Annotated in this window: 19 protein-coding genes; 17 read left to right on the forward strand and 2 right to left on the reverse strand. The window is 69.4% G+C overall.

What is annotated here, in order from left to right; all coding sequences use genetic code 11:
* Positions 1–8: 8 nt before the first annotated feature.
* The 17 genes from JGU66_24820 (at position 9) to JGU66_24900 (ending at position 16,504) form a co-directional block, all read left to right on the forward strand.
* The gene (locus JGU66_24820) at positions 9–1,172 is read left to right on the forward strand and encodes a pilus assembly protein (protein ID MBJ6764009.1); all 1,164 of its coding nucleotides are present in this window, start codon (positions 9–11) and stop codon (positions 1,170–1,172) included.
* A complete protein-coding gene (locus JGU66_24825; protein ID MBJ6764010.1) occupies positions 1,141–1,947 on the forward strand; it encodes a hypothetical protein in 807 nt (268 codons plus the stop codon). Before JGU66_24820 ends, JGU66_24825 begins: the two co-directional genes overlap by 32 nt.
* Before the next feature lie 14 nt (positions 1,948–1,961).
* Positions 1,962–2,738: a hypothetical protein gene (locus tag JGU66_24830; GenBank protein MBJ6764011.1), complete on the forward strand. Its 777-nt coding sequence runs from the start codon at positions 1,962–1,964 to the stop codon at positions 2,736–2,738.
* On the forward strand, positions 2,735–2,965 hold the full coding sequence (locus tag JGU66_24835) for a hypothetical protein (GenBank protein ID MBJ6764012.1): 231 nt from the start codon (positions 2,735–2,737) through the stop codon (positions 2,963–2,965). Before JGU66_24830 ends, JGU66_24835 begins: the two co-directional genes overlap by 4 nt.
* Positions 2,962–3,696, forward strand: coding sequence for a hypothetical protein (locus JGU66_24840; protein ID MBJ6764013.1), 735 nt, complete (start codon positions 2,962–2,964; stop codon positions 3,694–3,696). Before JGU66_24835 ends, JGU66_24840 begins: the two co-directional genes overlap by 4 nt.
* A 114-nt stretch (positions 3,697–3,810) precedes the next feature.
* Positions 3,811–4,479, forward strand: coding sequence for a hypothetical protein (locus JGU66_24845; protein MBJ6764014.1), 669 nt, complete (start codon positions 3,811–3,813; stop codon positions 4,477–4,479).
* Between the two features lie 173 nt (positions 4,480–4,652).
* Positions 4,653–5,471, forward strand: a complete 819-nt coding sequence (cpaB, locus tag JGU66_24850; GenBank protein MBJ6764015.1) for a Flp pilus assembly protein CpaB — start codon at positions 4,653–4,655, stop codon at positions 5,469–5,471.
* A 53-nt stretch (positions 5,472–5,524) separates the two neighbouring features.
* Positions 5,525–6,370 (forward strand): type II secretion system F family protein, encoded by an 846-nt coding sequence (locus JGU66_24855; protein ID MBJ6764016.1) that lies wholly within the window; start codon positions 5,525–5,527, stop codon positions 6,368–6,370.
* Between the two features lie 10 nt (positions 6,371–6,380).
* On the forward strand, positions 6,381–7,271 hold the full coding sequence (locus JGU66_24860; protein ID MBJ6764017.1) for a type II secretion system F family protein: 891 nt from the start codon (positions 6,381–6,383) through the stop codon (positions 7,269–7,271).
* A 4-nt stretch (positions 7,272–7,275) separates the two neighbouring features.
* A complete protein-coding gene (locus JGU66_24865; protein MBJ6764018.1) occupies positions 7,276–8,763 on the forward strand; it encodes an FHA domain-containing protein in 1,488 nt (495 codons plus the stop codon).
* Between the two features lie 36 nt (positions 8,764–8,799).
* Positions 8,800–10,560, forward strand: coding sequence for an FHA domain-containing protein (locus tag JGU66_24870; protein MBJ6764019.1), 1,761 nt, complete (start codon positions 8,800–8,802; stop codon positions 10,558–10,560).
* Positions 10,557–12,317 carry an exodeoxyribonuclease VII large subunit gene (gene xseA / locus JGU66_24875; protein ID MBJ6764020.1) on the forward strand — a complete coding sequence of 587 codons (1,761 nt, stop codon included), beginning with the start codon at positions 10,557–10,559 and terminating at the stop codon, positions 12,315–12,317. Before JGU66_24870 ends, xseA begins: the two co-directional genes overlap by 4 nt.
* 41 nt (positions 12,318–12,358) lie before the next feature.
* Positions 12,359–12,709, forward strand: a complete 351-nt coding sequence (xseB, locus tag JGU66_24880) for an exodeoxyribonuclease VII small subunit (GenBank protein MBJ6764021.1) — start codon at positions 12,359–12,361, stop codon at positions 12,707–12,709.
* Between the two features lie 21 nt (positions 12,710–12,730).
* Entirely contained in the window at positions 12,731–13,120 is a 390-nt protein-coding gene (locus JGU66_24885) for a response regulator (protein MBJ6764022.1), read from the forward strand.
* Between the two features lie 5 nt (positions 13,121–13,125).
* The gene (locus JGU66_24890) at positions 13,126–14,013 is read left to right on the forward strand and encodes a polyprenyl synthetase family protein (GenBank protein ID MBJ6764023.1); all 888 of its coding nucleotides are present in this window, start codon (positions 13,126–13,128) and stop codon (positions 14,011–14,013) included.
* A complete protein-coding gene (locus JGU66_24895; protein ID MBJ6764024.1) occupies positions 14,013–15,767 on the forward strand; it encodes a 1-deoxy-D-xylulose-5-phosphate synthase in 1,755 nt (584 codons plus the stop codon). Before JGU66_24890 ends, JGU66_24895 begins: the two co-directional genes overlap by 1 nt.
* Entirely contained in the window at positions 15,764–16,504 is a 741-nt protein-coding gene (locus JGU66_24900) for a TlyA family RNA methyltransferase (GenBank protein ID MBJ6764025.1), read from the forward strand. The genes JGU66_24895 and JGU66_24900 overlap by 4 nt, the downstream gene beginning before the upstream one ends.
* Before the next feature lie 11 nt (positions 16,505–16,515).
* Here JGU66_24900 and JGU66_24905 read toward each other — a convergent pair whose 3' ends face one another.
* Both JGU66_24905 and JGU66_24910 read right to left on the reverse strand, forming a co-directional pair.
* The gene (locus tag JGU66_24905; GenBank protein ID MBJ6764026.1) at positions 16,516–18,072 is read right to left on the reverse strand and encodes a hypothetical protein; all 1,557 of its coding nucleotides are present in this window, start codon (positions 18,070–18,072) and stop codon (positions 16,516–16,518) included.
* Positions 18,073–18,108: 36 nt separating this feature from the next.
* Positions 18,109–19,992 (reverse strand): OmpA family protein, encoded by a 1,884-nt coding sequence (locus tag JGU66_24910; GenBank protein MBJ6764027.1) that lies wholly within the window; start codon positions 19,990–19,992, stop codon positions 18,109–18,111.
* Positions 19,993–20,261: the final 269 nt, after the last annotated feature.

Genomic DNA, 20,261 nt, shown 5'->3' on the forward strand with positions numbered 1-20,261 from the left:
GCCTCGCCATGTTCCACGCGCGCACACGGAAGCCGTCGCGACGGGGCGCCGCCACCGTCGAGTTCGCGGTCATCATCCCCGTGCTGGTGATGATCCTGATGTTCAGCATGTACCTCACCGAGTTGGTGAGGGCGAAGCTGAAGCTCCTGGAGATGGCGCGGTACACCACCTTCGAGATGACCAGCTACACGCTGAGCGACATCGCCAAGGCGGAGCATGACGCCGCCTTCGATGACGCGAAGAAGGAGGCGCTGGAGGAGGCCCTCGAGCGCTACAAGGACATGGACTCGGTGGAGCCCAATGCCCGCGCGGGTAACTTCATCGCGAACTACACGAACGTGAAGGCCGAGGTCACCAACCGCGAGGTGCCGTTCATCGAGGGTGGCCTGGTGCTGGGCAACTCGGGGGAGGGCTGGGCCTCGGACGTGCTGGGCGCGGTGAATGGTGGCGCCAAGGGTCTGCTCAACTTCTGGAAGCTCAACACCAAGGGGTGGGTGGACACGAGCGTGAGCATGAAGTTCGCCAACTCCATCCTGCCCAAGCGGTACCTGGAGGAGTCTGGGTCGGGTGGCTTCTTCAAGGTGAACACGTTCGGCAATCGCAACCTGGCGAACCTGGAGCTGAAGTCTCACTTCTCCATGTACGCCACGGGTTGGAACCTGCCGGACGGTGGCGACGCGGTCATCAATGGCAGACGCGCGGGTGGCCATACGGCGGGCGGAGATCCGCACGGCCTCTACCAGCAGGTCAATCGCATGACCTTCCTGGGCGTGAAGGCGAAGATCGAGAGTTCGCCGCTGGGAAGCGTCCTGGACTTCTTCAAGAAGTTCTCGCCCGCGTTCCTGGGCACGTTCGTCATCTCCAAGAACTACGGCCTTCCGGGCACGCTGGAGTGCGCGGGCGTCAACACGTTCCCCGCCAATGGCGTCCACGGCCTCCAGGACCAGATGACCAAGTCCAAGTCGCTCTTGGACTACGAGCGGCCCCAGTGCTTCGACACCGCGCCGTTCCGCGACCGGGAGTTGGAGAAGTCGCAGTACATCAAGATCTTCGAGGCGCGCGGCGAGAACTTCATGGGCTGCAAGAACGCGCAGGCCGAGGACCCGTCCGCCGCCAACAGCGTGGCCGCCACCAAGGGCGATGAGAACCAGGACATCCGAAATTGTGAGTAGCGCGGCGGCGCGGCGGGGTCTGGTCCTCGTGTTGCTGCTCGGGGCGCTCAGTGCGAGCGCTCAGCAGGAGCTGCCCGTGTATCCGGGCACCGTCCACACGCGCATCGGGAACGATCTGGTCATCGCGGGGGAGTACTACCGCATGGCCTACTTCCTCACCGACGACCCGATGGACAAGGTCGTGGACTACTTCGTCAAGCAGTGGCGCTCCCAGGGCTATCCCACCGCGGTGGATGGCGACCTGAAGGAAGAGGCAGTCGTCTCGGCGCTCTACACACGCGAGGGACTCCAGCGCGGGGTGGTGCTGCGGCGGCATCTGGGGAAGACGCTCGGGTTCACGGTGTTGCGCGACCTGTGGATGAGCGCGCCCAAGAGTCCCGCGTCGGGGCTGGTAAAGTTGGAGGGCACGTTGTTCAGCGAGGACCTCGCGTCGCGCGACGTGACCGGAGGGGCGCAGCATCGCTCGGCGCTCATCGAGGGAGACATGGCCACGGTGCGCCAGCGCGTGGTGCAGGAGATGACCAAGCAAGGCTATTCGCCGGTGCGCGAGTCCGCGGTGAAGGTGGGCGGACAGACGCGCGTGACGCTGGAGCACGCGCGCAAGGGCGAGCAGGTGGTCACCAATCTGAGTCCCGTGGACGAGGGCGTCACCGCCATGCTGCAGATGTGGGTGGGCTCGGATCGCCCGGACGGCGTTCCCAACGACGCCGCGGTGCGCGAGAGCAAGGCCGCGTACGAGCGCGCGCAGAAGACCCAGAAGGAGGCAGCGCCGTGAGGGGCTGGGTGGCGATGGTGGCGTTGGCCGTGGGGTTGGTGGCTTCGCCCGGTCGGGCGAGCGCTCCTCCGCCCATGATGCGCGCGTTGATGGACCACATGGCCCGCGGCGTGCGCAGCGCCCAGGTGGGCGACTGGGTGACGTACAAGCTCGATGGGGGCGGAGCGCGCGTCCACTACTGGCGGCTGGCCTTCGTGGGACAGGAGAAGGACCGGCATGGTCGCGACGCGATGTGGCTGGAGATCGAGATTGGCACCCATCCGGCCATGCGCGCGCCCCTGGGGCAAATGAAGATGCTGGTGGCGCTGGAGGGGGCGGGGACGCAGGAGCCCATCACCCGCCTCATCGCTTCGGCGGGCTATGGCAAGCCGCAGGAGTACTCGTCCGAGGCGCTGGAGCACGTGTTGAAGGAGGGCCGCGAGCGTCCGGATGGGCCTCCCGAGGCACCGCCCACCGCGGCGGAGCGAGCGCTGCCTCCGCCCGTGATACGGTCCGGCCGCGAGGCGAGGTTGATGACGCAGGCGGGCTCCGTCACCGCGGTGCCAGTCGAGGTCGTGCTGCGCTCCACCGTGTTGAAGCGCATGTGGATGAGCCGGGAGATTCCCATCATGCATCTGGCGAAGATCGAGATTCCGGGGATCGGCCAGAGCATGGAGGTCGTGGAGCACGGCGTGGACGCGCAGCCCCGCATCCGCATGCCCACCCCCACCGAGGTGCCCATCCGGTTGGAGTACGCGGACCAGGCCTTCGGCAAGCTGCCGTGGTTGCAGGAAGAGGAGCCCCATCCATGAAGCCCGCGAAGTCGTCGCAGCGCGCCGCTCGCCGCGCCCGTCGCGGTCAGGCGATGGTTGAGTACTCCATGCTCAACTGGGTCCTCGTCGTGGCGCTCGTGGTGGGCGCCTCGGTGAAGATCCGCTGGAGCGCGGACAAGCAAGCCAACGTCATCGACCTCTTCATGGAGGCGTACCAGGTTTATTACGACTCGTATTACTTCGTGCTGAACCTGCCGTTCCCGTGAAGTCGGCCTCGAAGGGCGCACTCGCGACTTCCTCCGCGGGTCTGCGTTGGGTGCACGCCATCATCTTCCTGGGACTGGCGGCGCTCGTCTTCGGCGCGGCCTTTCCCGAGTGGCAGTACCTGGGCGAAGTCGCAGGCTGGCCCTACCACGTGGGCGAGCCGCCGCGCGGTGTGCTGCTGGTGGGCTCGGTCCTCACTGCCGTGGGGGTCCTGAGGTTGGGCGTGGCGCTCGTGCGCTCCGCCTCCGCTCCCCTGTGGGCCTCGGTCGGCATTCTGTTGGGCGTGCTGGCCACGATGCTCACGGGCTCCTGGGGCCCGCCGCAGGAGCGCTCCGAGCGTGCGGCGAACCTGGCCATCCTGTCCTCCGCGCGTCGCGTCCATCTGAGATGGGTGGGCGTGCTGCAGGAGGAGGGCGAGGTGCCGGCGAGCCGCGAGCCGTGGGAGGAGTCGCTCGCGGCGGTGACTCAGACCGCCTCGCGCGTCAGCGATCGCTTCTTCCGTCGGGTGCCGCCACGCCTGGTGTGGCTGTCAGCGCCGGATGCTCGACCCACTCCGCTCGTGCCGGGCGACGTCTGGGTCTTCGTGTCGCCCGACGGGATCGCGTTCGAGGTTCGCGCGGTGGGGGTGGAGGACGGGCAGCCCGTGTTCCTTCACGACGAGACGGGCGCCCCCGTCGTCCTGCGCGGCCTGTTCAATCCGGACCTGCCTCCCACCCAGCCCCGCGAACCCTGAGCGGCGGCCAGGGCCCGCACTCTCCTGTTGCCCGGAGCGCCTCCCTCGGCGACGCTTCACAGGGCCGGGTCTGAACGGACCCGACATCGCGTGAGTCTCCGGGAGAAATAACGCATGAAGTCGATGACGTGGCTGCGGATGGCGGCGGTGGGCCTGCTGGTCCTGTCGGGGTGCAGCGAAGACAAGGACGGTGGAGGCGGCGGAGGGGCAGGGGACAAGGCGGGGTTCGGGGATGATCGGGGCCGGCCGGTGGGGGCCGCGTGGTCGCTGCCGACGGGGCTGCGGCTCGACGGGGACCTGACGGGCACGGACGACGATGGCTACTGCGGCCCGGTGCAGCTGGATCCGGTGGGCTCGGGGTTCATGGTCCGGGCGTGCTTGCCGGTCCGCAACGATGGTGTCGTGGGCATTCCGCTCGACCTGCCGGCGGGGCTCATCCTCGTGGCATCCTCTCCCGACTACCAGCACGGGGTCCTGCTGGAGGACTCGCACGTGGTCATCTACCCCGGTGGCGCTGACGCGGGCCCCGAGGTGAAGGGCGGGCCGCTGCCCATCCATGCCTTCTGCCTCAACCACAGTCGATCCGCCTCCGAGCCGAAGGCGCGCTACACGCTGGGGCCCATCACCCAGAACGCGCAGGTCAAGGAGCTGATCTCGCTCATCAAGGGCAAGAACGTCGCGGAGGATGGCTCGAAGGTGGAGGTGGTCCAGGAGGCCCTCTGGCACATCACTGACGGCAGCGGCTTGACCGCGGATGATCGCGCGGCGCTCGCCGAACTGTGACGTGCCGCGACGGGGAGGGGATGGCGCGGGAAACTGCTCTGTCGCGAGAGGTGGTTTTGACACCTGCTCTATCACACGGCTAACATCCGCCGCCGTTTGCCGCTGGGCGCCGTACCCCCTTGGAAAGACTCGCCGCCATGACGGCGCCCCCCCGTTCTGGAGGTTCCTGAACCATGCTGAAGGGTAAGACTCCCCTCATCGTCGCGCTCGTGCTCGGACTGCTCGCGGGCGTCGTGGCCTATTCGGCCATCAAGAAGAAGGAAGCCGACGTTCGTCGTGGCTGGAACCTCGTGCCGGTCGTCGTGGCGGCCCAGGACATGCCCGAAGGCACGGTCATCAACTACGAGATGATCTCGCAGCGCTCGGTGCCCGAGCAGTTCGTCACGTCGTCCGTGGTGAAGCCGGACTCCGCTGGCTACATCGTGAACCAGAAGGTGCTGGTGGCGCTGCAGGCCGGCGACCCCATCCTCTGGAGCCAGTTCGAGACGACGAAGGCGGCCGAGCGCCTCTCCACCAAGGTGCAGAAGAAGGCCCGCGCCATCACCATCGAGGCCAAGCCGACCACGGCCGTGGGTGGCTGGATTCGCCCCAACGACCACGTGGACATCATCGGCACGTTCCTGGATCCGCAGTCCCAGGAGAACGTGGCCGTGACGCTGCTCCAGAACATCATCGTGGTGGCGACCGGAAAGATCACCGGTACCACCAACGTGAACCTCATCCCGGAGAACCAGCGCGACTACGCGAACGTGTCGCTGATGGTGCTGCCGGAAGAGGCGGAGATCCTGGTGCTCGCGACGGAGCTGGGTCAGCTGACCCTGTCGCTGCGCAACGAGGACGACGTCGATATGATCGAGGAGCGCGGCCGCGCCACCATCAGCACGCTGCTGTCCGGCGAGCGCACCCGCGTCCTGGAGCAGAAGCGCCGGGAGATCATCCAGATCATCAAGGGCGGGACCTCGGAAAAGGCCGCGGCCGCCGGTTCGCCGTAAGCGCCGCGCGCTGATCGCGACGTCTCGCCCCCGTCCCCCAGGGAACCGCGCGCATGCTTGCAGGAATCGTCCTCCTCCTCGTCACCGGCTCGGTCTTCTTCTTCAGCCTGGTGATCTTCAGCGTCCTGTCGAAGGCGTATGAGCAGTACCAGGAGCGGTACGTCGCCAAGTCGATGAACGACTTGAGCGACATGTTCCTCTTCATCGACGCACGGCAGATGTTGGTCCTCAACATCGCGTGCATGTGCTTGCTCGGCATCCTGAGCTACATCGTCTTCAACCCCGTGCTCGCGGTGGCCTCGACGGTGTTCGGCTTCTTCCTGCCGATGATCCTGGTGAAGTACTACCGCAAGCGCCGCATCAAGAAGTTCAACGTCCAGTTGGTGGACGCGCTGCAGGCCATGGCCAACGCGTTCAAGGCGGGTCTCACCTTCCCGCAGGCCATCGAGCACGTGGCCCGCGAGGCGCAGCCGCCGCTGTCCCAGGAGTTCGGCCTCTTCGTCAAAGAGGTGAAGCTGGGCGTGCCGCTGGAGGAGTCGCTCATCAACATGGGGCGCCGCGTGGGCAGTGACGACCTGGAGCTGGTCGTCGTCTCCACGAACATCGCGCGCCAACTGGGCGGCAACATGGCGGAGATGTTCGAGACCATCTCCGCGGTGATTCGCGAGCGCTTCCGTCTGGAAGGCAAGATCGACGCGCTCACGTCCCAGGGCAAGTTGCAGGGATGGATTGTGGCGGCCATGCCGGGCGTGCTGGGCATGGTGCTCAACTACATGCGTCCGGACCTGATGGAGCCGATGATGAACCACATCTTCGGCTACGTGCTGGTGACCATCATCGCCATCATGGAGATCCTCGGGATCTTGATCATCCGGCGCATCGTCAACATCGACATCTGAGAGGCGCACCGTGCAGGACATCCTCACAGTCATCCTGATCATCGGCTCGGCGCTTCTCACCGCGGCGGCGGTGGCGTTCCTGGGCATCGGTCTGTACCAGAACGTCTTCGAGCGCTTCTTGTCGGAGGTCCGCGACGAGTCGGGCGGCGGCATGAAGGGCGCCGGCTCGGTGGCCATCCGCAAGCTGGGCGTCATCAACCGGCGCTTCATGTGGCCGTCGTATGAGGCCAAGGCGCGGCGCAAGCTCATCAAGGCGGGCGAGCCCCAGGGCTACAAGCCGGAAGACATCATGGCCATGCAGGAGGTCAGCGCCGTGCTGGCGCTCATCTTCGGCCTGTTCGCCTGCAATGCCTTGAACGCGACGTTCGCGTGGGCGCTGCTGGTGATGTTGATCGGCCTCTACTACCCGCTCTTGTGGCTGAACGATCAGGTGAAGAAGCGCCACCTGGCCATCAGCCGCGCGCTGCCGTACAGCCTGGACCTGCTGACGCTGTCGGTGGAGGCCGGTCTGGACTTCACGGGCGCGCTCGCGAAGGTGGTGGAGAAGGGCAAGGCGGGCGCGCTGCGCGAGGAGCTGCAGCTGGTCCTCAAGCAGCTCAAGATGGGCAAGACGCGCGAAGAGGCGCTCAAGAGCATGATCGTCCGCGTGGACCTGCCGCCGCTCACCACGTTCGTCACGGCGCTCATCCAGGCGGACAAGATGGGCACCAGCTTGGGCAAGGTGCTGCGCATCCAGTCGACCCAGATGCGCATCGACCGCACCCAGCGCGCTGAGAAGCTGGCCGGCGAGGCCCCCGTGAAGATGCTCTTCCCGCTCATCGCGTGCATCTTCCCCACGGTCTTCATGGTGCTGTTCGGCCCCATCGTGTTCCAGTTCTTCTTCGGCGAGCTCGCGGGGTAGTCCTCTGCCTATCCGGCTCACCATTACCCAGGGGCTCCAGCAGGGGCGGGAGCTCGTTTTCGAGTCGGCCGAGGTGAAGATCGGTCGGACCTCGGAGAACGACCTGGTCCTGCACGACCACGGGGTGTCGCGGCGACACGCGAACCTCGTGGAGCGGGGAGGTCAGTACTTCGCCAGCGACCTGGGGAGCTCCAACGGCACCCTGGTCAACGGACTGAAGCTGGCGGCGGAGCAGCAGCTTCGCGACGGCGACCTCATCACCGTGGGGCCCGTGTCGTTCACCTTCGTCTGGGTCCCACCCGAGGGAGACGAGGACGCCACGCGCCCCATCCGGCGCGAGCTGCTCCGCGCCCATGTGTCTCCCGCGGGGAAGGGGACCGCGGAGCTGGCCGCGCTGGAGTCGGCGCCCACCGGCTTCCGGCCCGCGCTCGTGATTCCCGATCCGCCCGCCGCGGTGAGTGGCGGCGCCAGTGCGAGCCCCAGCGCGCTCGACAAGGTCGCGCCGAGCCCCGCCCCGGTCCGAGCCACGGGGGCGAAGGAGCCGCTGTCCGCCGCGGAGCGCGCGCGCCACCGCCGGGAGCTGCAGGGCTCGGTTCAGGGGCAGGTGCGCCTGTGGTGGGAGGGGATGCCTCGGGTGGCCCGATGGGGCGCCGCGAGCGTCGCCGGCCTGGGCCTGCTGTCGCTCGTGGCCGTGGTCGTCTGGGCCGTGGTGTTCCGCTCGGAGGGCGGCATCGGGCGGGGCGCGGAGCCCTCATTGGTGGGGGCGGAGGCGCTGGCGGACTCCTTCGGTCTGGGGAAGGACGTCACGTGGGAGCGGGTGGACCAGAAGGCGTTCGATTTCACCTTCGTGTCCCCCACGCGCGCGCTGGCGGTGCTGCACTACCAGGCGCGAGACATCTCGAAGGAAGAAGTGAACCTGGTGCTCAACGGCGTGGAGGTGGGCTGGGTGCCCGCGGACACGAACGCCACGGCGGAGCGGGAGATCGAGCAGCTCCTCCCGGTGGGCGTGCTGCGCCGGGGCCAGCACAACCAGATCCTCTTCGACAACGTCCGCAACCCACCGGGCCATGAGACGTGGCGCGTGTGGAACCTGCGGCTGGAGGTCATCCCCGTTCCCGAGCTGCCGCCGGATCAGCTCCTGGCGAGCGCGCGCCAGTACGCCTCGGCGGGCAAGAAGTTCTACGAGCTGCGGGACGTGGGCGCGGAGAACCTGTTCAAGGCGTGGCAGCAGTACCGCTTCGCCTGGGTGACGTTGGAGGCGCTGGAGACCAAGCCCGACCTGTACGAGGACGTCCGCGACCAGCTGGGCATCATCGTGTCGGAGTTGGATCAAAAGTGCGCCCAGCTGATGCTGGAGTTCCAGCGCCACGTGCAGTACCGGAACCGGAAGAAGGCCAAGGCGGCCCTGGAAGACGTGCGGCGGCGCTTCCCTACCACCGACCATCGCTGCCACAATCTGGCCCTGGAAAAAGCATACGAGCACGAGCTGTGAAGCCCGTGCCCACTTTGTAGGAAGCGGTGAACTCCCATGTCGAACGGCTCCCCTCCTGCGCGCCGCAGGCCCACATCCGGGACGCCCTCGGGCGGGACCGGCCAGCGCCCCGCGGCCAGACGTCCGGCGTCCGGCGCGTCGGGTGCTCGTCCCTCGGCGGCCCCTCGCTCCTCTCCTCGCCTCGTGGTGACCGCGGGGCCCAAGGAAGGCGAGGAGTTCGTCCTCGATGGCACCGAGTACGTCATCGGTCGCTCCACGGATAACCCCATCTGCATCGCCGACACGTCCGTGTCGCGCCGGCACATCTCCGTGCGCAACGACGGCTCGGGCTGGATGGTCAGCGACCTGGGCTCGGGCAACGGCACGATGGTCAACGGCGAGCCCATCTCCGAGGAGACGTTGCTGGCCAACGGGGACACCATCACCCTGGGCGACACGGAGCTGTCGTTCCAGGACGCCGCGAACTCCACGGCGATGGTGGCGCCCCCGGCACCTTCCCGGCCGCGTCCGACCGCGGGCGGGCGTCCCGCGGGGGGCGTGCCGCCTCGGCCTGGTGCTCGTCCCGAGGGCCGGGTGCGTCCGCAGGCGCGTGGAACCAACGTCGAGCAGCTCAGCCCCGAGGCGCAGCGCAAGCGGACCCGGCTGAAGCTCTTGGCCGCGGGCGTGGTGGTGGTGCTCTTCGCGGGCCTGGGCGTGGTGCGCATGCGCGTGCGCCAGCAGGAGTCGCTGGAGGCTCAGCGCGCGATGGCGGAGAAGGGCCGCCGTGAGGAACTCAGCTCCTTCTTCCAGGATGCGAAGAACCTGGTTCGCGAAGGGCGCTGGCAGGAGGCCCGCACGAAGCTGGAGGAACTCCAGGCGCAGGCGCCGGACTACCCCGGCGTGGCGGACTACCTGAAGGCCGCCGACAAGGAGATCCCCAACCAGACGCACCTGACCGCTGTCACCGAGGCGGTGAAGAAGGGGGAGCTGGCCAAGGCCACGGCCGAGCTGGCGAAGGTGGGCTCGGACACGCAGCTCTACGAGCAGGTGAAGACCGCGCGCAAGTCGCTGGTCGAGGCCGCCGACAAGCGCGCTCGCGAGGCGCGGGCGCTGCAGGACTCGAAGGCGCTGGAGAACATGGAGAAGGCGAAGGCCATCACGGACGACGTGCTGGCGGCCTTCCCGGAGCACCGCGACGCCAAGCTCATCAACGATGAAGCCGTGGTGGCCATCCGCATCGCGAAGGAGCCCAAGCCCACGGGGCCCGTCATCACACCCAAGCCCTGGGAGCCCGCGGTGGATCGCTTCCGCGATGGTGACCTGTCCGGCGCGGTGGCCATCCTCAATGCCTGCTCCGCTCGGCAGCCGCGCTGCAAGGGGTTGATGGGGCAGATGACGGAGTTCGGTGGCCTCTACAAGAAGCTGGAGGACCTGGACGCCAAGGGACTGTCGCGCCTGCTCTCGCTCGACAAGGACATCACCGACGGCAAGGGCAGCAAGATGGCGCGCAACGCGGGCACGCGCGCGGCCACCATCTTCTACAAGAGCGCCAGCGCGGCGAAGGCGTCGGGGCAGTGGGCTCGGGCCATGGAGTACGCGCGCAAGGCGCTCCAGGCGGACCCGGGACACGCGGGCGCGTCCAACATCGTCAACGACCTGAAGACGAAGGCCCGCGACCTGTACCTCCAGGCCTACTCCATCAAGGACTCGAGCCCCGAGGACGCGTTGCCCAAGTTCAAGGACGTCGTCTCGATGACGCCCGCGGACGACGAGTTCCACACCAAGGCGCAGGGCTGGGTCGAGAAGCTGTCGCGATGAAGAAGCGCAAGGGCGCGGGCGCCGAGTCGCCCCCACCAGTCGACCCGAACCAGGGCGACCTCTTTGGCACGTCGCTCCTGCCTCCGCTGCGTCCGGCACCGCGCGCGGCCTCGAAGAAGGCCGCCAAGGCGCCCACTCCAACGCCCGTGGCGAGCGCGGAGGAGGCGCCGCCCGCGGTGTCCGTGGCCGCGCCTGTCGTGGCCGTGCCCGTGGTGACGGCGGCGCCTGTGCCGGTGTCTCCTCGGGCGGAGCGCGTGGTGCTGTCGGTGGGCGAACTCACTCGACAGCTCAAGCATGCGCTGGAGTCTCGCTTCCCTCGCGTGCTGGTGCGCGGCGAGGTGTCTGGCTTCCGGGGCGCCAACGCGCGCGGCCACTGGTACTTCACGCTCAAGGACGCCGATGCGTCCATCGACACCAAGGTCTGGGCGTCGATGGCGGGTCGGCTGCGCTTCGCGCTGCGCGACGGCATGGAGGTGCTGGCCGAGGGCAGTGTGGACCTGTACGAGCCGCAGGGCCGCTACAGCCTCATCGTCCATCGGCTGGAGCCGGTGGGCGAGGGCGCGCTGGCGCTGGCCTTCGAGCAGCTCAAGGCGCGCCTTGCCGCCGAGGGGTTGATTGGCGACCGGCGCGTGCGGCTGCCTCGCCCGCTTCCGTTCCTGCCCCGGCGCGTGGGCGTGGTGACGAGCCGCACGGGCGCCGCGCTCCAGGACTTCCTGCGCGTGCTGCACTCGCGCAACCCGCGCATGGGCGTGCTGCTCGCGGACGCTCGGGTGCAGGGCGAGGGCTCGGCGGAGGAGGTGGCTCGCGCCATCGAGCGGCTGGGCCGCACCGACGTGGACGTCATCGTGGTGACGCGCGGCGGAGGCTCGGTGGAGGACCTCTGGACGTTCAACGAGGAGCGGGTGGCTCGGGCCATCTTCGCCTCGCGGGTCCCCGTGGTCTCGGCCATTGGCCACGAGATTGACTTCACCATCTCCGACTTCGTGGCGGACTGGCGCGCACCCACGCCCAGCGCGGCGGCCGAGCGGCTGTCCCCGGTGCTCGCGGACCTGGAGCTGAGCCTCGCCACGCAGGCGGGCCGGCTGCGGCGGGCCATGGAGCGCCGCGTCCTGGAGCTTCGTGAGCGACAGGGCTCGCTCGGGGCACGGCTGGCGGATCCCCGCCGCGCCATCAACCAGCAGCGCCTCCACTTGTCCGAGCAGGTGGAGTCGATGATGCGCGTGCTGCGCCCCTCCGTGCGAGAGCACCGCGAGCGCCTGCGCGCCCTGCACGAGCGGCTCCAGCGCGCCCGGCCTCAGGCTCGCCTGAGCGAGCAGCGCGCCCATCTGCACAAGCTGTCCCGCCGGCTGGCCGAGGCGGCGCGCGCGGGGGTGGCCCAGCGGCGCGGGGCCTTGGCGGATGCTCGGCTGGGGCTGGAGCGAGCGTCACCCACCGCGCAGGTGGCTCGCGAGCGGATGCGGCTTGCGGCCCAGCATGCCCGCCTGGTCGCGCTCCCGCGTCAATCGCTCTCCGAGGCGCGGAGGCGTTTCGAGACGCTGAGCGGGCGACTGGATGCGATGAGCCCGCTGAAGGTGATGTCGCGCGGGTACGCGGTGGCCTTCCGGCAGCGCGATGGTGCGGTGGTGCGCGCCGTCTCCGACGTGCAGGTGGGGGAGACGCTGGGTATCAAACTGGCCAACAACGGGGCGCAAACGTTGGGTGGCTGTGAGGAAATCGAAGCCACGGTCACGGCCGTGAAAGGGCCGGTGGACTGCTAGCGGGGCACCCTCTAGATTCCCGCGCCCCACAGGGGAGGTGGATGGCCGTGGCGAAGTCGGACAAGGCACCGAAGGTGGATGCATCCGCGGAGGCGGCGGTGCCGGAGCAATACGGGGATGTGGTGGCGCGCCTGGAGGAGACGGTGGCGCGGCTGGAGAGCGGGGACCTGTCCCTGGAGGCCTCGCTGAAGGCCTTCGAGGAGGGCATCCGATTGGTGCGCCGCGGCGAGAAGCTGCTCACCGAGGCCGAGCAGCGCATCGAGCAACTCCTGGTGGACGAGGACGGCAAGGACGTGGCGGCGCCGCTGGCGGTCGCGTCGCGCGCGGCCTCGGCGGTGGCCCCTCGGGCTCCCGCGGCGAAGCCCCCTCCCGAGGACGATGTTCCGTTCTAGGTGGAGCGGGTGGACGCCGGAATGTCGAAGCTGAAAATCACCATCGTCGACGACGACCGGGACACGCGCGACATGCTGTCGGTGGCCCTCGAGGAAGAGGGCTTCGACGTGACGTCGGCCGCCAACGGATTGAGGCTGATTGCCTCGCTCCAGTTGCACCGGCCGCACGCCATCCTCCTGGACGTGAACATGTCCTGGATTGACGGCTTCGAGCTGTGCCGGGCCGTGAAGAAGAACGAACACTTCCGGGACATCCCCATCATCTTCATCAGCGGGCGGGGAGACCCGGAGGACAAGCGGCGCGGCATGGAAGCAGGTGCCGCGGATTACTTCGTGAAGCCGCTGGACCTGGAGACGCTCGTGCGCCGCATCCGCGCGCTCATCCCGTCCCAGTCGGCAGAGGAGCCGTGAGGCCCATGTTCCCACTGGATTCGTTCCTTCGCGCGCAGCAGGAGCGCGTGGAGGCGCTGCTGAACGACCGCTCCGAGCGGCTCCGCCCGGCGGGGACACCTCCCCGCCTGTTGGAGGCCATGCGCTACTCCCTGATGGCGGGAGGCAAGCGTCTGCGGCCGGTGTTGTGCCTCACCTTCGCGGACACCGTGGCGCGCGCGAGCGTCGCCGCGCCCGCGGCCGAGGATGCGGCGTGCGCGCTGGAGTACGTGCACACGTACTCGCTCATCCATGACGACCTGCCGGCCATGGACGACGATGACCTGCGCCGGGGCCGTCCCACGAGCCACAAGGTGTACGGAGAGGCCATGGCCATCCTGGCGGGCGACGCGCTGCTCACCGAGGCGTTCACCCTGGTGGCCTCGGGGACCGAGCCCATGCGGGCCGCGCTGTGTGCCGAGCTGGCGCAGGCGGCCGGAGCGGCGGGCATGGTGGGCGGACAGGTGCTGGACATCGCCGAGGACCGGCCCGCGGAGCTGGACTACCTGCTGCGGCTGCATCGGCTGAAGACGGGCGCGCTCATCCGGGCCTCGTGCCGCATGGGCGTGCTGGCGGGCGGCGGTGATGCGCAGGCGTTGGCGCGCGCGGACATCTACGGCTCGGCGGTGGGGCTGGCGTTCCAGATCGCCGACGACGTGCTCGACGTGACGAGCAGCGCGGAGGTCATGGGCAAGCCGGTGGGCGCGGACGCCGAGGCCGGGCGCTTCACGTTCCCTGCCGTGCTGGGGCTGGAGGCCTCGCGGCGCATGGCGCGCGAGAAGGTGGACGAGGCGGTGGAGGCGGTGCGCTTCCTGGAGGGCGAGGACGGGCCGCTGGCGGCGCTGGCTCGCTTCACGGTGGAGCGGTCGTCCTGATGGCGGGGGTGCTGGCGCGGGTCGCCTCTCCCTCGGACGTGCGCGCGCTGCCCGAGGCGGAGCTGCCTCGGCTGTGCGAGGAGCTGCGCGAGGCCATCATCACCATTTGCGGCCGGGTGGGTGGACACCTGGGCGCGTCGCTGGGCGCGGTGGAGCTCATCGTCGCGCTGCACCGCGTGTTCCATTCGCCCTCGGACGCGCTCCTTTTCGACGTGGGCCATCAGGCCTACGCGCACAAGCTGCTCACCGGGCGCGCCGAGCGAATGCACACGCTGCGGCAGGAAGGGGGCATCGGCCCGTTCCTGGATCCGCGCGAGAGCCCGCACGACGCGTTGCTCGCGGGACACGCGTGCACGGCGGTGTCCGCGGCGCTGGGGTTGTTGGAAGGGCGCCGGCAGCTGGGCCATCGAGGCCACGTCGTGGCGGTGGTGGGCGATGGCGCGCTCACGGGTGGCCTGTCCTTCGAGGGGCTCAACAACGCGGGGGGCAGCCACCTGCCGCTCGTCGTCGTGGTGAACGACAACCAGATGTCCATCAGCGCCAACGTGGGCGCGGTGCCCGCGCTGCTGCGCACCCGCAACGCGCGGGCCTTCTTCGAGGCGCTCGGCTTCACGTACCTGGGGCCCGTGGATGGTCATGACCTGAGCGCGCTCGTGCCGGCCTTGCGTGAGGCTCGGTCCGCGTCCCGCCCCGTGGTGGTGCACGCCATGACGCGCAAGGGGCGCGGCTTTCCTCCCGCCGAGGCGGATGAGCAGACGCGCGGCCACGCCATGGGCCCATATGAGTGGCGCGACGGCAAGCTCGTGCGCTCGCGTGGAGGCCACCGCACGTTCAGTGAGGCCTTCGCCGCGGCGCTCGAGGACGCGATGGCGAAGGATCCTCGGGTGGTGGCGGTGACGCCGGCCATGCTGGAGGGCTCGGCGCTCACGGGGCTCAAGCGGCGCTTTCCGGACCGGGTCCACGACGTGGGCATCGCCGAGCAGCACGCCGTCACGTTCTGCGCGGGGCTGGCGGCGGCGGGCGCTCGGCCCGTGTGCGCCATCTACTCGACGTTCCTCCAGCGCGCGTACGATCAGATCATCCACGACGTGTGTCTCCCCGGGCTGCCGGTCGTCTTCGCGGTGGACCGCGCGGGGTTGGTGGGCGCGGACGGGGCCACGCATCAGGGGGCCTACGACGTGGCCTTCCTGCGCCCCATTCCGGGCCTGCGGCAGTGGGCGCCCGTGGTGGGAGAGGACCTGGGGCCCATGCTCCAGTCCGCGCTCGACGGCGGAGTCCCCGCGGTGCTGCGCTTCCCGCGCGGCACGTTGGTGCCCCTGCCGCCGGAGTTGAGCGCCGAGCCGACTGCGCCGACGGGCGCGCGGTGGCTGCGCCGCGTTCCGGACTCGCGCCTGACGCTGGTGACGCTGGGGCCTCTGGGGCTCGCGGCATTGGAGGCGGCGCGCGAGGAGCCCACGTGGAGCGTGCTGGATGCGCGGTGCGCGTGGCCGCTCGATGAGGCCGCGCTGCTCGAAGCCGCCGCGGGAGGCCACGTGGTGGTGGCCGAGGAAGGCACGGTGCGCGGAGGTCTGGGCAGCGCGGTGCTGGAGCTGTACGCGGCGGCGGGCGTGACGCCGCGCGTGCGCCTGGTGGGCCTGCCGGACCAGTTCATTCCCCACGGTGACGCACGCGTTCAGCGAGCGGAGCTGGGGTTGGATGCCGCGGGGCTGCGGCGCGCGGGCCAGGCCCTGCTGCGCGGAGAGGTCCTTCGATGAAGTCGAAGAAGGAGCGCCTGGACGTCCTGGTGGTGGAGCGCGGGCTGGCCGAGTCGCGCACCAAGGCGCATGCCCTCATCCTGGCCGGGCAGGTGGTGGTGGATGACCAGCGCGTGGACAAGCCCGGAGCGCAGGTGTCCGTCAGCGCCGAGCTGCGCCTCAAGGGCGAAGTGATGCCCTATGTGTCCCGAGGCGGGCTGAAGCTGAAGGCCGCGCTGGAGCAGTTCCAGCTTGACGTCACGGGGCGCGTGGGCGCGGACATCGGCGCGAGCACGGGCGGCTTCACGGACTGCCTGCTTCAACACGGTGTCGTGCGCGTGCACGCCATCGACGTGGGCTATGGCCAGCTTCACGAGAAGCTGCGCAAGGACCCTCGGGTGCGCTCGCGCGAGCGCGTCAACGCGCGCTACCTCACGGAAGAGGACCTGCCGGAGAAGGTGAGCGTCGTCGTCATCGACGTGAGCTTCATCTCGCTCACGCAGGTGCTGCCCTCGGTGCTGCCCTACCTGGAGTCGGGTGGCCTGCTCGTCGCGCTGGTGAAGCCGCAGTTCGAGGTGGGCCCGGACAAGGTGGGCAAGGGCGGGGTAGTGCGAGACGCCGTCGCGCGCCAGGAGTGCATCGACGCGATGACGGCGTTCGTGGGCACGCAGGGGCTCGCCGTGCGCGGGTGGATGGACTGCCCCGTCCCCGGGCCCGCTGGCAACGTGGAAGCGCTCCTCGTCGCCGAGCGGGCCTGAGGGCCGACCCGTTACGGGTGGACCTGGCGGTACTGGGACAGCTTGAGGGCCTGGACCAGCTTGTTGCCCACGCGGATCCACAGGCGGCCGTCGTCATCCACCGAGGCGGCGAGGCTGCTGGCCACCTCGTAGCGGAAGACCTCGCCCAGCTCGGCCGAGTCCACGCCGACAATCTCCACCGGCAAGGTGGCCGGGCCCGTCGCGCTGCGGGCCGGGCCGTTCAGCAAGTAGAACTCGGAGCTGGTGGAGCGGCTCGTCTGGACCTGGAGGATGCGCAGCGAACCGCTGGCGTCCACGGAGAGCCCGCCCTTGTTCTTGATGGTGCCGCTGGCGGTGTCGAGGAACCAGACGCGCTGGGCGCTGATGACGGCCAGTCGCGTGCCGGCGGCGTAGGGGATGAGGGCCGAGATGGTGCCGGGCAGGGTTCCACGGGTCCACTTCTGGTTGGTGCCCGCGCAGCCGTCCTGGCTGGTGATGCAGGCCATGACCTTGGACTGGTTGTTGGCCTGCACGAAGCCGATGTAGGCGACAGCGCCATCGGGACTGAAGGCCACGGTGGGGACGTTCTCCAGCTTGCCATTGTACTCAGCGAGGGCGTGCTCGGTGACGACGGCGCCCGTGGCACCGTTGAGCTGCGTGACGACGACCTGGAGGATGTCGGTGGTGCCCTTCTGTCGGGAGACCCCGAAGAGCACGTCGGCGCCGCGCTCGATGGGCAGCGCGGCCGTCTTATCGAAGAGGGTGGGTGCGTACGTCCACGTGAAGCTGCCGCTCGAGGCGGTGTGCTGCAGGCGCGAGACGCGGGTGACGCCCTCGGTGATGAGCGCGTCGCCGTTGGACATGACGGACAGTCCCTCGATGTCGAGGCCCGAGGACGTGCGCCCGGTGATGACGAAGTTGTCGTCCACCGCGAGCGCGCCCGAGCCCGGCGTCCACACCCAGCGCTTGCCGGAGGCCTCGTTGCGCGGCGTGACGACGGTGTCCGGGTTGCAGACGATGTCCATGTCCACCGTCTTGAGGACGGTGCCCGCCGAGTCCACGCGGTAGAGCGTGGACTGCCCCGTCGCGGGATTGCCGCAGCCGATGAAGTTGACCTTGGTGCCCCGGCCCTCGGCGAGGAACAGGTCCGTGACGACCTGCTCGCCCTTGGGGTCGGTGATGAGCTGCTCCACCGGGAAGAACGTCGCGGACTGGGGCTGCGAGACGTTCTTGCGCCCGTCCGAGCAGGTGGCCTGCGCCTTGAGGGCCAGGCTGGCCGCGATGCCGCTGGTGTACTTGATGTCGTTGGAGGCCAGCTCCAGCGGCGTATCCGGGCCCGAGTAGGTGAACGTCTTGAGGAACGTGTCGCGGTCGTAGAGGGACAGCTCCGCCACCTTGTCGCAGCCGGACACGGTGACAGTGACCTTCAGCGAGCGGGCCGCCGTGTTGGGCTCGGGGATGGTGAGCGAGACCTGGGGCGGGTCCGGCTGGGCAGGCGGCTTGGGGTCACCGCAGGCGGTGGCCCCCACCAGGGCGAGGCTCAGGAGCGAGGTGCGCAGCGCGCGACGGGATAGGAGTGCGGGGTGCATGGCCTCGCACTCTATCGCCGCGCCGCGTGGCCGGCATCACCGGTCCAGGATGAGCAACTCCACGCGGCGGTTCAGCTCCCGGCCCCTCGGGGTGAGGTTGGGTGCCACCGGCCGGCTGTCGCCGTAGCCCTCCGACTCCAGGCGCGTCGCGTCGATGCCCGCCCGAGCCAGCGCGCTCACCACGGCCTTCGCCCGGTCCTTGGAGAGCTGGAGGTTGGCATCCTTGTCGCCCTGGTTGTCCGTGTGGGCCTCCACCCGCACGCGGTGGTTGCCCGCGCGCACGAGTACGTCCACCACCTGGGCCAGCACCGCGTCGTTGTCCGGCAGGAGCAGGGCCTTTCCGTCCGCGAAGTGCAGCGGCTGGAGCAGCTCCAGCTTGTTGTCCTTGATGCTCACGAGCCGCTTCTTCGGCTCCGGCTCCAGGTCGAACGCGAGCGACAAGGGCGTGCCCTCCGCCACCTGCACGGTGCGCGTCTGCGCCAGGTAGCCCGGCGCGGTGACGACGGCCACGTAGGTGCCCGCAGGCAGCTCCGCGACACTGGGGCTGGAGGCGGACTCGGACATGGCGAGCTGCGCCGGCTTCGGGCCTTGGAGCGCCACGGTCGCCGTCACGGGCTTCTTCTTCGACGCCACCGAGACGGAGACCTGGGCGGGGCGTGCCTCACGCTGCAGCGTCAGCTCCACCACGGACTTCTCTCCGGGCTGCAGGATGAGTTCACGCGTCAGCGGGTGGTAGCCCTCCTTGCGCACGAGCAGCTTCACCGCGCCGGGCGTCAGCTCGTACGTGAGGAACCGGCCGGCCTCGGTGTCCGTGGCCACGGGCGGCAGGCCCGCCACCGCGACGAGGACGCCGCCCACCGGCTTGTGGGTTTCCGCATCCATCACCGTCCCCGACACCTGCGCGAGCTTGGGCGCGGGCGGTGCCACCTTTCGCTCGCGAACCTGCTCCACCACCTTCGTCGGCTCATGCCCCAGCACGTCCACCGTGTAGGCCGCGCCCACCACGAGGTTGAACGGCGGCACGGGCGCCACGCCCATGCCCACGTTTCGCTGGAGGCCGAATTCGGCGGCAGCGGTGAACGAGAGGTCCTTGAGGGCGGTGACTCGGGCGCCCAGGCCGAGCACCTGGGGCGCGACGCTGCCGGAGGACAAGGTGCGCCCATCCGGGGAGACGAGCGGACCGCCCGTGCCGAGCGGCTGCGCGCGGCTGTACTCCAGGAAGGGTGTCACCCCGGGGAGCGGCACCTCCACGCCGAGCGCGAGCGCCAGCCGGCTGTACCGGTTGATGCCCAGCGCGTACTCCTCCGAGGCGTTCAGCTTCGCGTCGTCCGCCAGACTCTGGGTGCCGTCGAACAGCAGGCCCAGGTTGGCGTGCACGCGCAGGGGCAGACGCGCATCGACCTCGTGCAGGTCATATGTGCCCACCAGCCTGGGCGCGAAGCCCCACGCGGTCTTGTCCACGGACGCATCCCCCACGCCCGAGAACGTCATCATGCGCACGTCGATGCCAGCCCAAAGTCCCGGCATCCACTGGCGCGAGGCGCGCGCTCCGAAGGTCACGTCGCCGAGCGCCTGGATGAGGCGCGGCGAGGTGCGCGAGTTGGTGTTGGCGGAGGCCGAGTAGGCCGCGAAGGCCTGGAGGAACTCCACGGGGGTGTACGCCAGCGAGAACGTCCCGGACGTGCGCGAGTTCGTCGCGTCGCGGACCGGGAAGTCGCTGCCGTGGGAGTACTCGCCCACCACGCCGAAGCGGAGCAGTCCGGGCGACCCCAGATCGGCGCCGGCGATGCGCAGCAGACCCACCCCGCCCGTGCTGGTGGAGCCTCGGCGCAGGTTGCGCGGATCCGTCCAGGCGTTGTGAAGGGTGGCCGGGCTGTGAGGTTCGTTGCCGGCGACGACGACCTCTCGCGTGGAGATGATCTCCGCGTCGTTCTCGGTGCGGGCGCTCGCGGGGAGCGCGCCGGGGGATTGGCTGGATGCCCGGCGGCCGGGCGACCCAGCAGCCTGGGCTTGGGTGGGGAAGGAAGTCGTCTCGTCGACGTTCTGGGCCCGAGCCGGGCCCGCCGTGCAGACGACCGAGGCCGTCAGGCACAAAGAGGGCACGACGAGACCCTGACGAAGGATTCTAGGGACACGCACGGCGAGCGAGTATATGTCGCGCCCCTTCTCTCACAATTCCCGCCAGGGAG

The sequence above is a fragment of the Myxococcaceae bacterium JPH2 genome (assembly GCA_016458225.1).
Lineage (GTDB): Bacteria > Myxococcota > Myxococcia > Myxococcales > Myxococcaceae > Citreicoccus.

Coding starts and splice junctions, on each gene's coding strand:
- JGU66_24820 (MBJ6764009.1), top strand. CDS start 9: ATGTTCCACGCGCGCACACGGAAGCCGTCGCGACGGGGCGCCGCCACC.
- JGU66_24825 (MBJ6764010.1), top strand. CDS start 1,141: ATGAGAACCAGGACATCCGAAATTGTGAGTAGCGCGGCGGCGCGGCGG.
- JGU66_24830 (MBJ6764011.1), top strand. CDS start 1,962: ATGGTGGCGTTGGCCGTGGGGTTGGTGGCTTCGCCCGGTCGGGCGAGC.
- JGU66_24835 (MBJ6764012.1), top strand. CDS start 2,735: ATGAAGCCCGCGAAGTCGTCGCAGCGCGCCGCTCGCCGCGCCCGTCGC.
- JGU66_24845 (MBJ6764014.1), top strand. CDS start 3,811: ATGAAGTCGATGACGTGGCTGCGGATGGCGGCGGTGGGCCTGCTGGTC.
- cpaB (MBJ6764015.1), top strand. CDS start 4,653: ATGCTGAAGGGTAAGACTCCCCTCATCGTCGCGCTCGTGCTCGGACTG.
- JGU66_24855 (MBJ6764016.1), top strand. CDS start 5,525: ATGCTTGCAGGAATCGTCCTCCTCCTCGTCACCGGCTCGGTCTTCTTC.
- JGU66_24870 (MBJ6764019.1), top strand. CDS start 8,800: ATGTCGAACGGCTCCCCTCCTGCGCGCCGCAGGCCCACATCCGGGACG.
- xseA (MBJ6764020.1), top strand. CDS start 10,557: ATGAAGAAGCGCAAGGGCGCGGGCGCCGAGTCGCCCCCACCAGTCGAC.
- xseB (MBJ6764021.1), top strand. CDS start 12,359: ATGGCCGTGGCGAAGTCGGACAAGGCACCGAAGGTGGATGCATCCGCG.
- JGU66_24885 (MBJ6764022.1), top strand. CDS start 12,731: ATGTCGAAGCTGAAAATCACCATCGTCGACGACGACCGGGACACGCGC.
- JGU66_24890 (MBJ6764023.1), top strand. CDS start 13,126: ATGTTCCCACTGGATTCGTTCCTTCGCGCGCAGCAGGAGCGCGTGGAG.
- JGU66_24895 (MBJ6764024.1), top strand. CDS start 14,013: ATGGCGGGGGTGCTGGCGCGGGTCGCCTCTCCCTCGGACGTGCGCGCG.
- JGU66_24900 (MBJ6764025.1), top strand. CDS start 15,764: ATGAAGTCGAAGAAGGAGCGCCTGGACGTCCTGGTGGTGGAGCGCGGG.
- JGU66_24905 (MBJ6764026.1), bottom strand. CDS start 18,072: ATGCACCCCGCACTCCTATCCCGTCGCGCGCTGCGCACCTCGCTCCTG.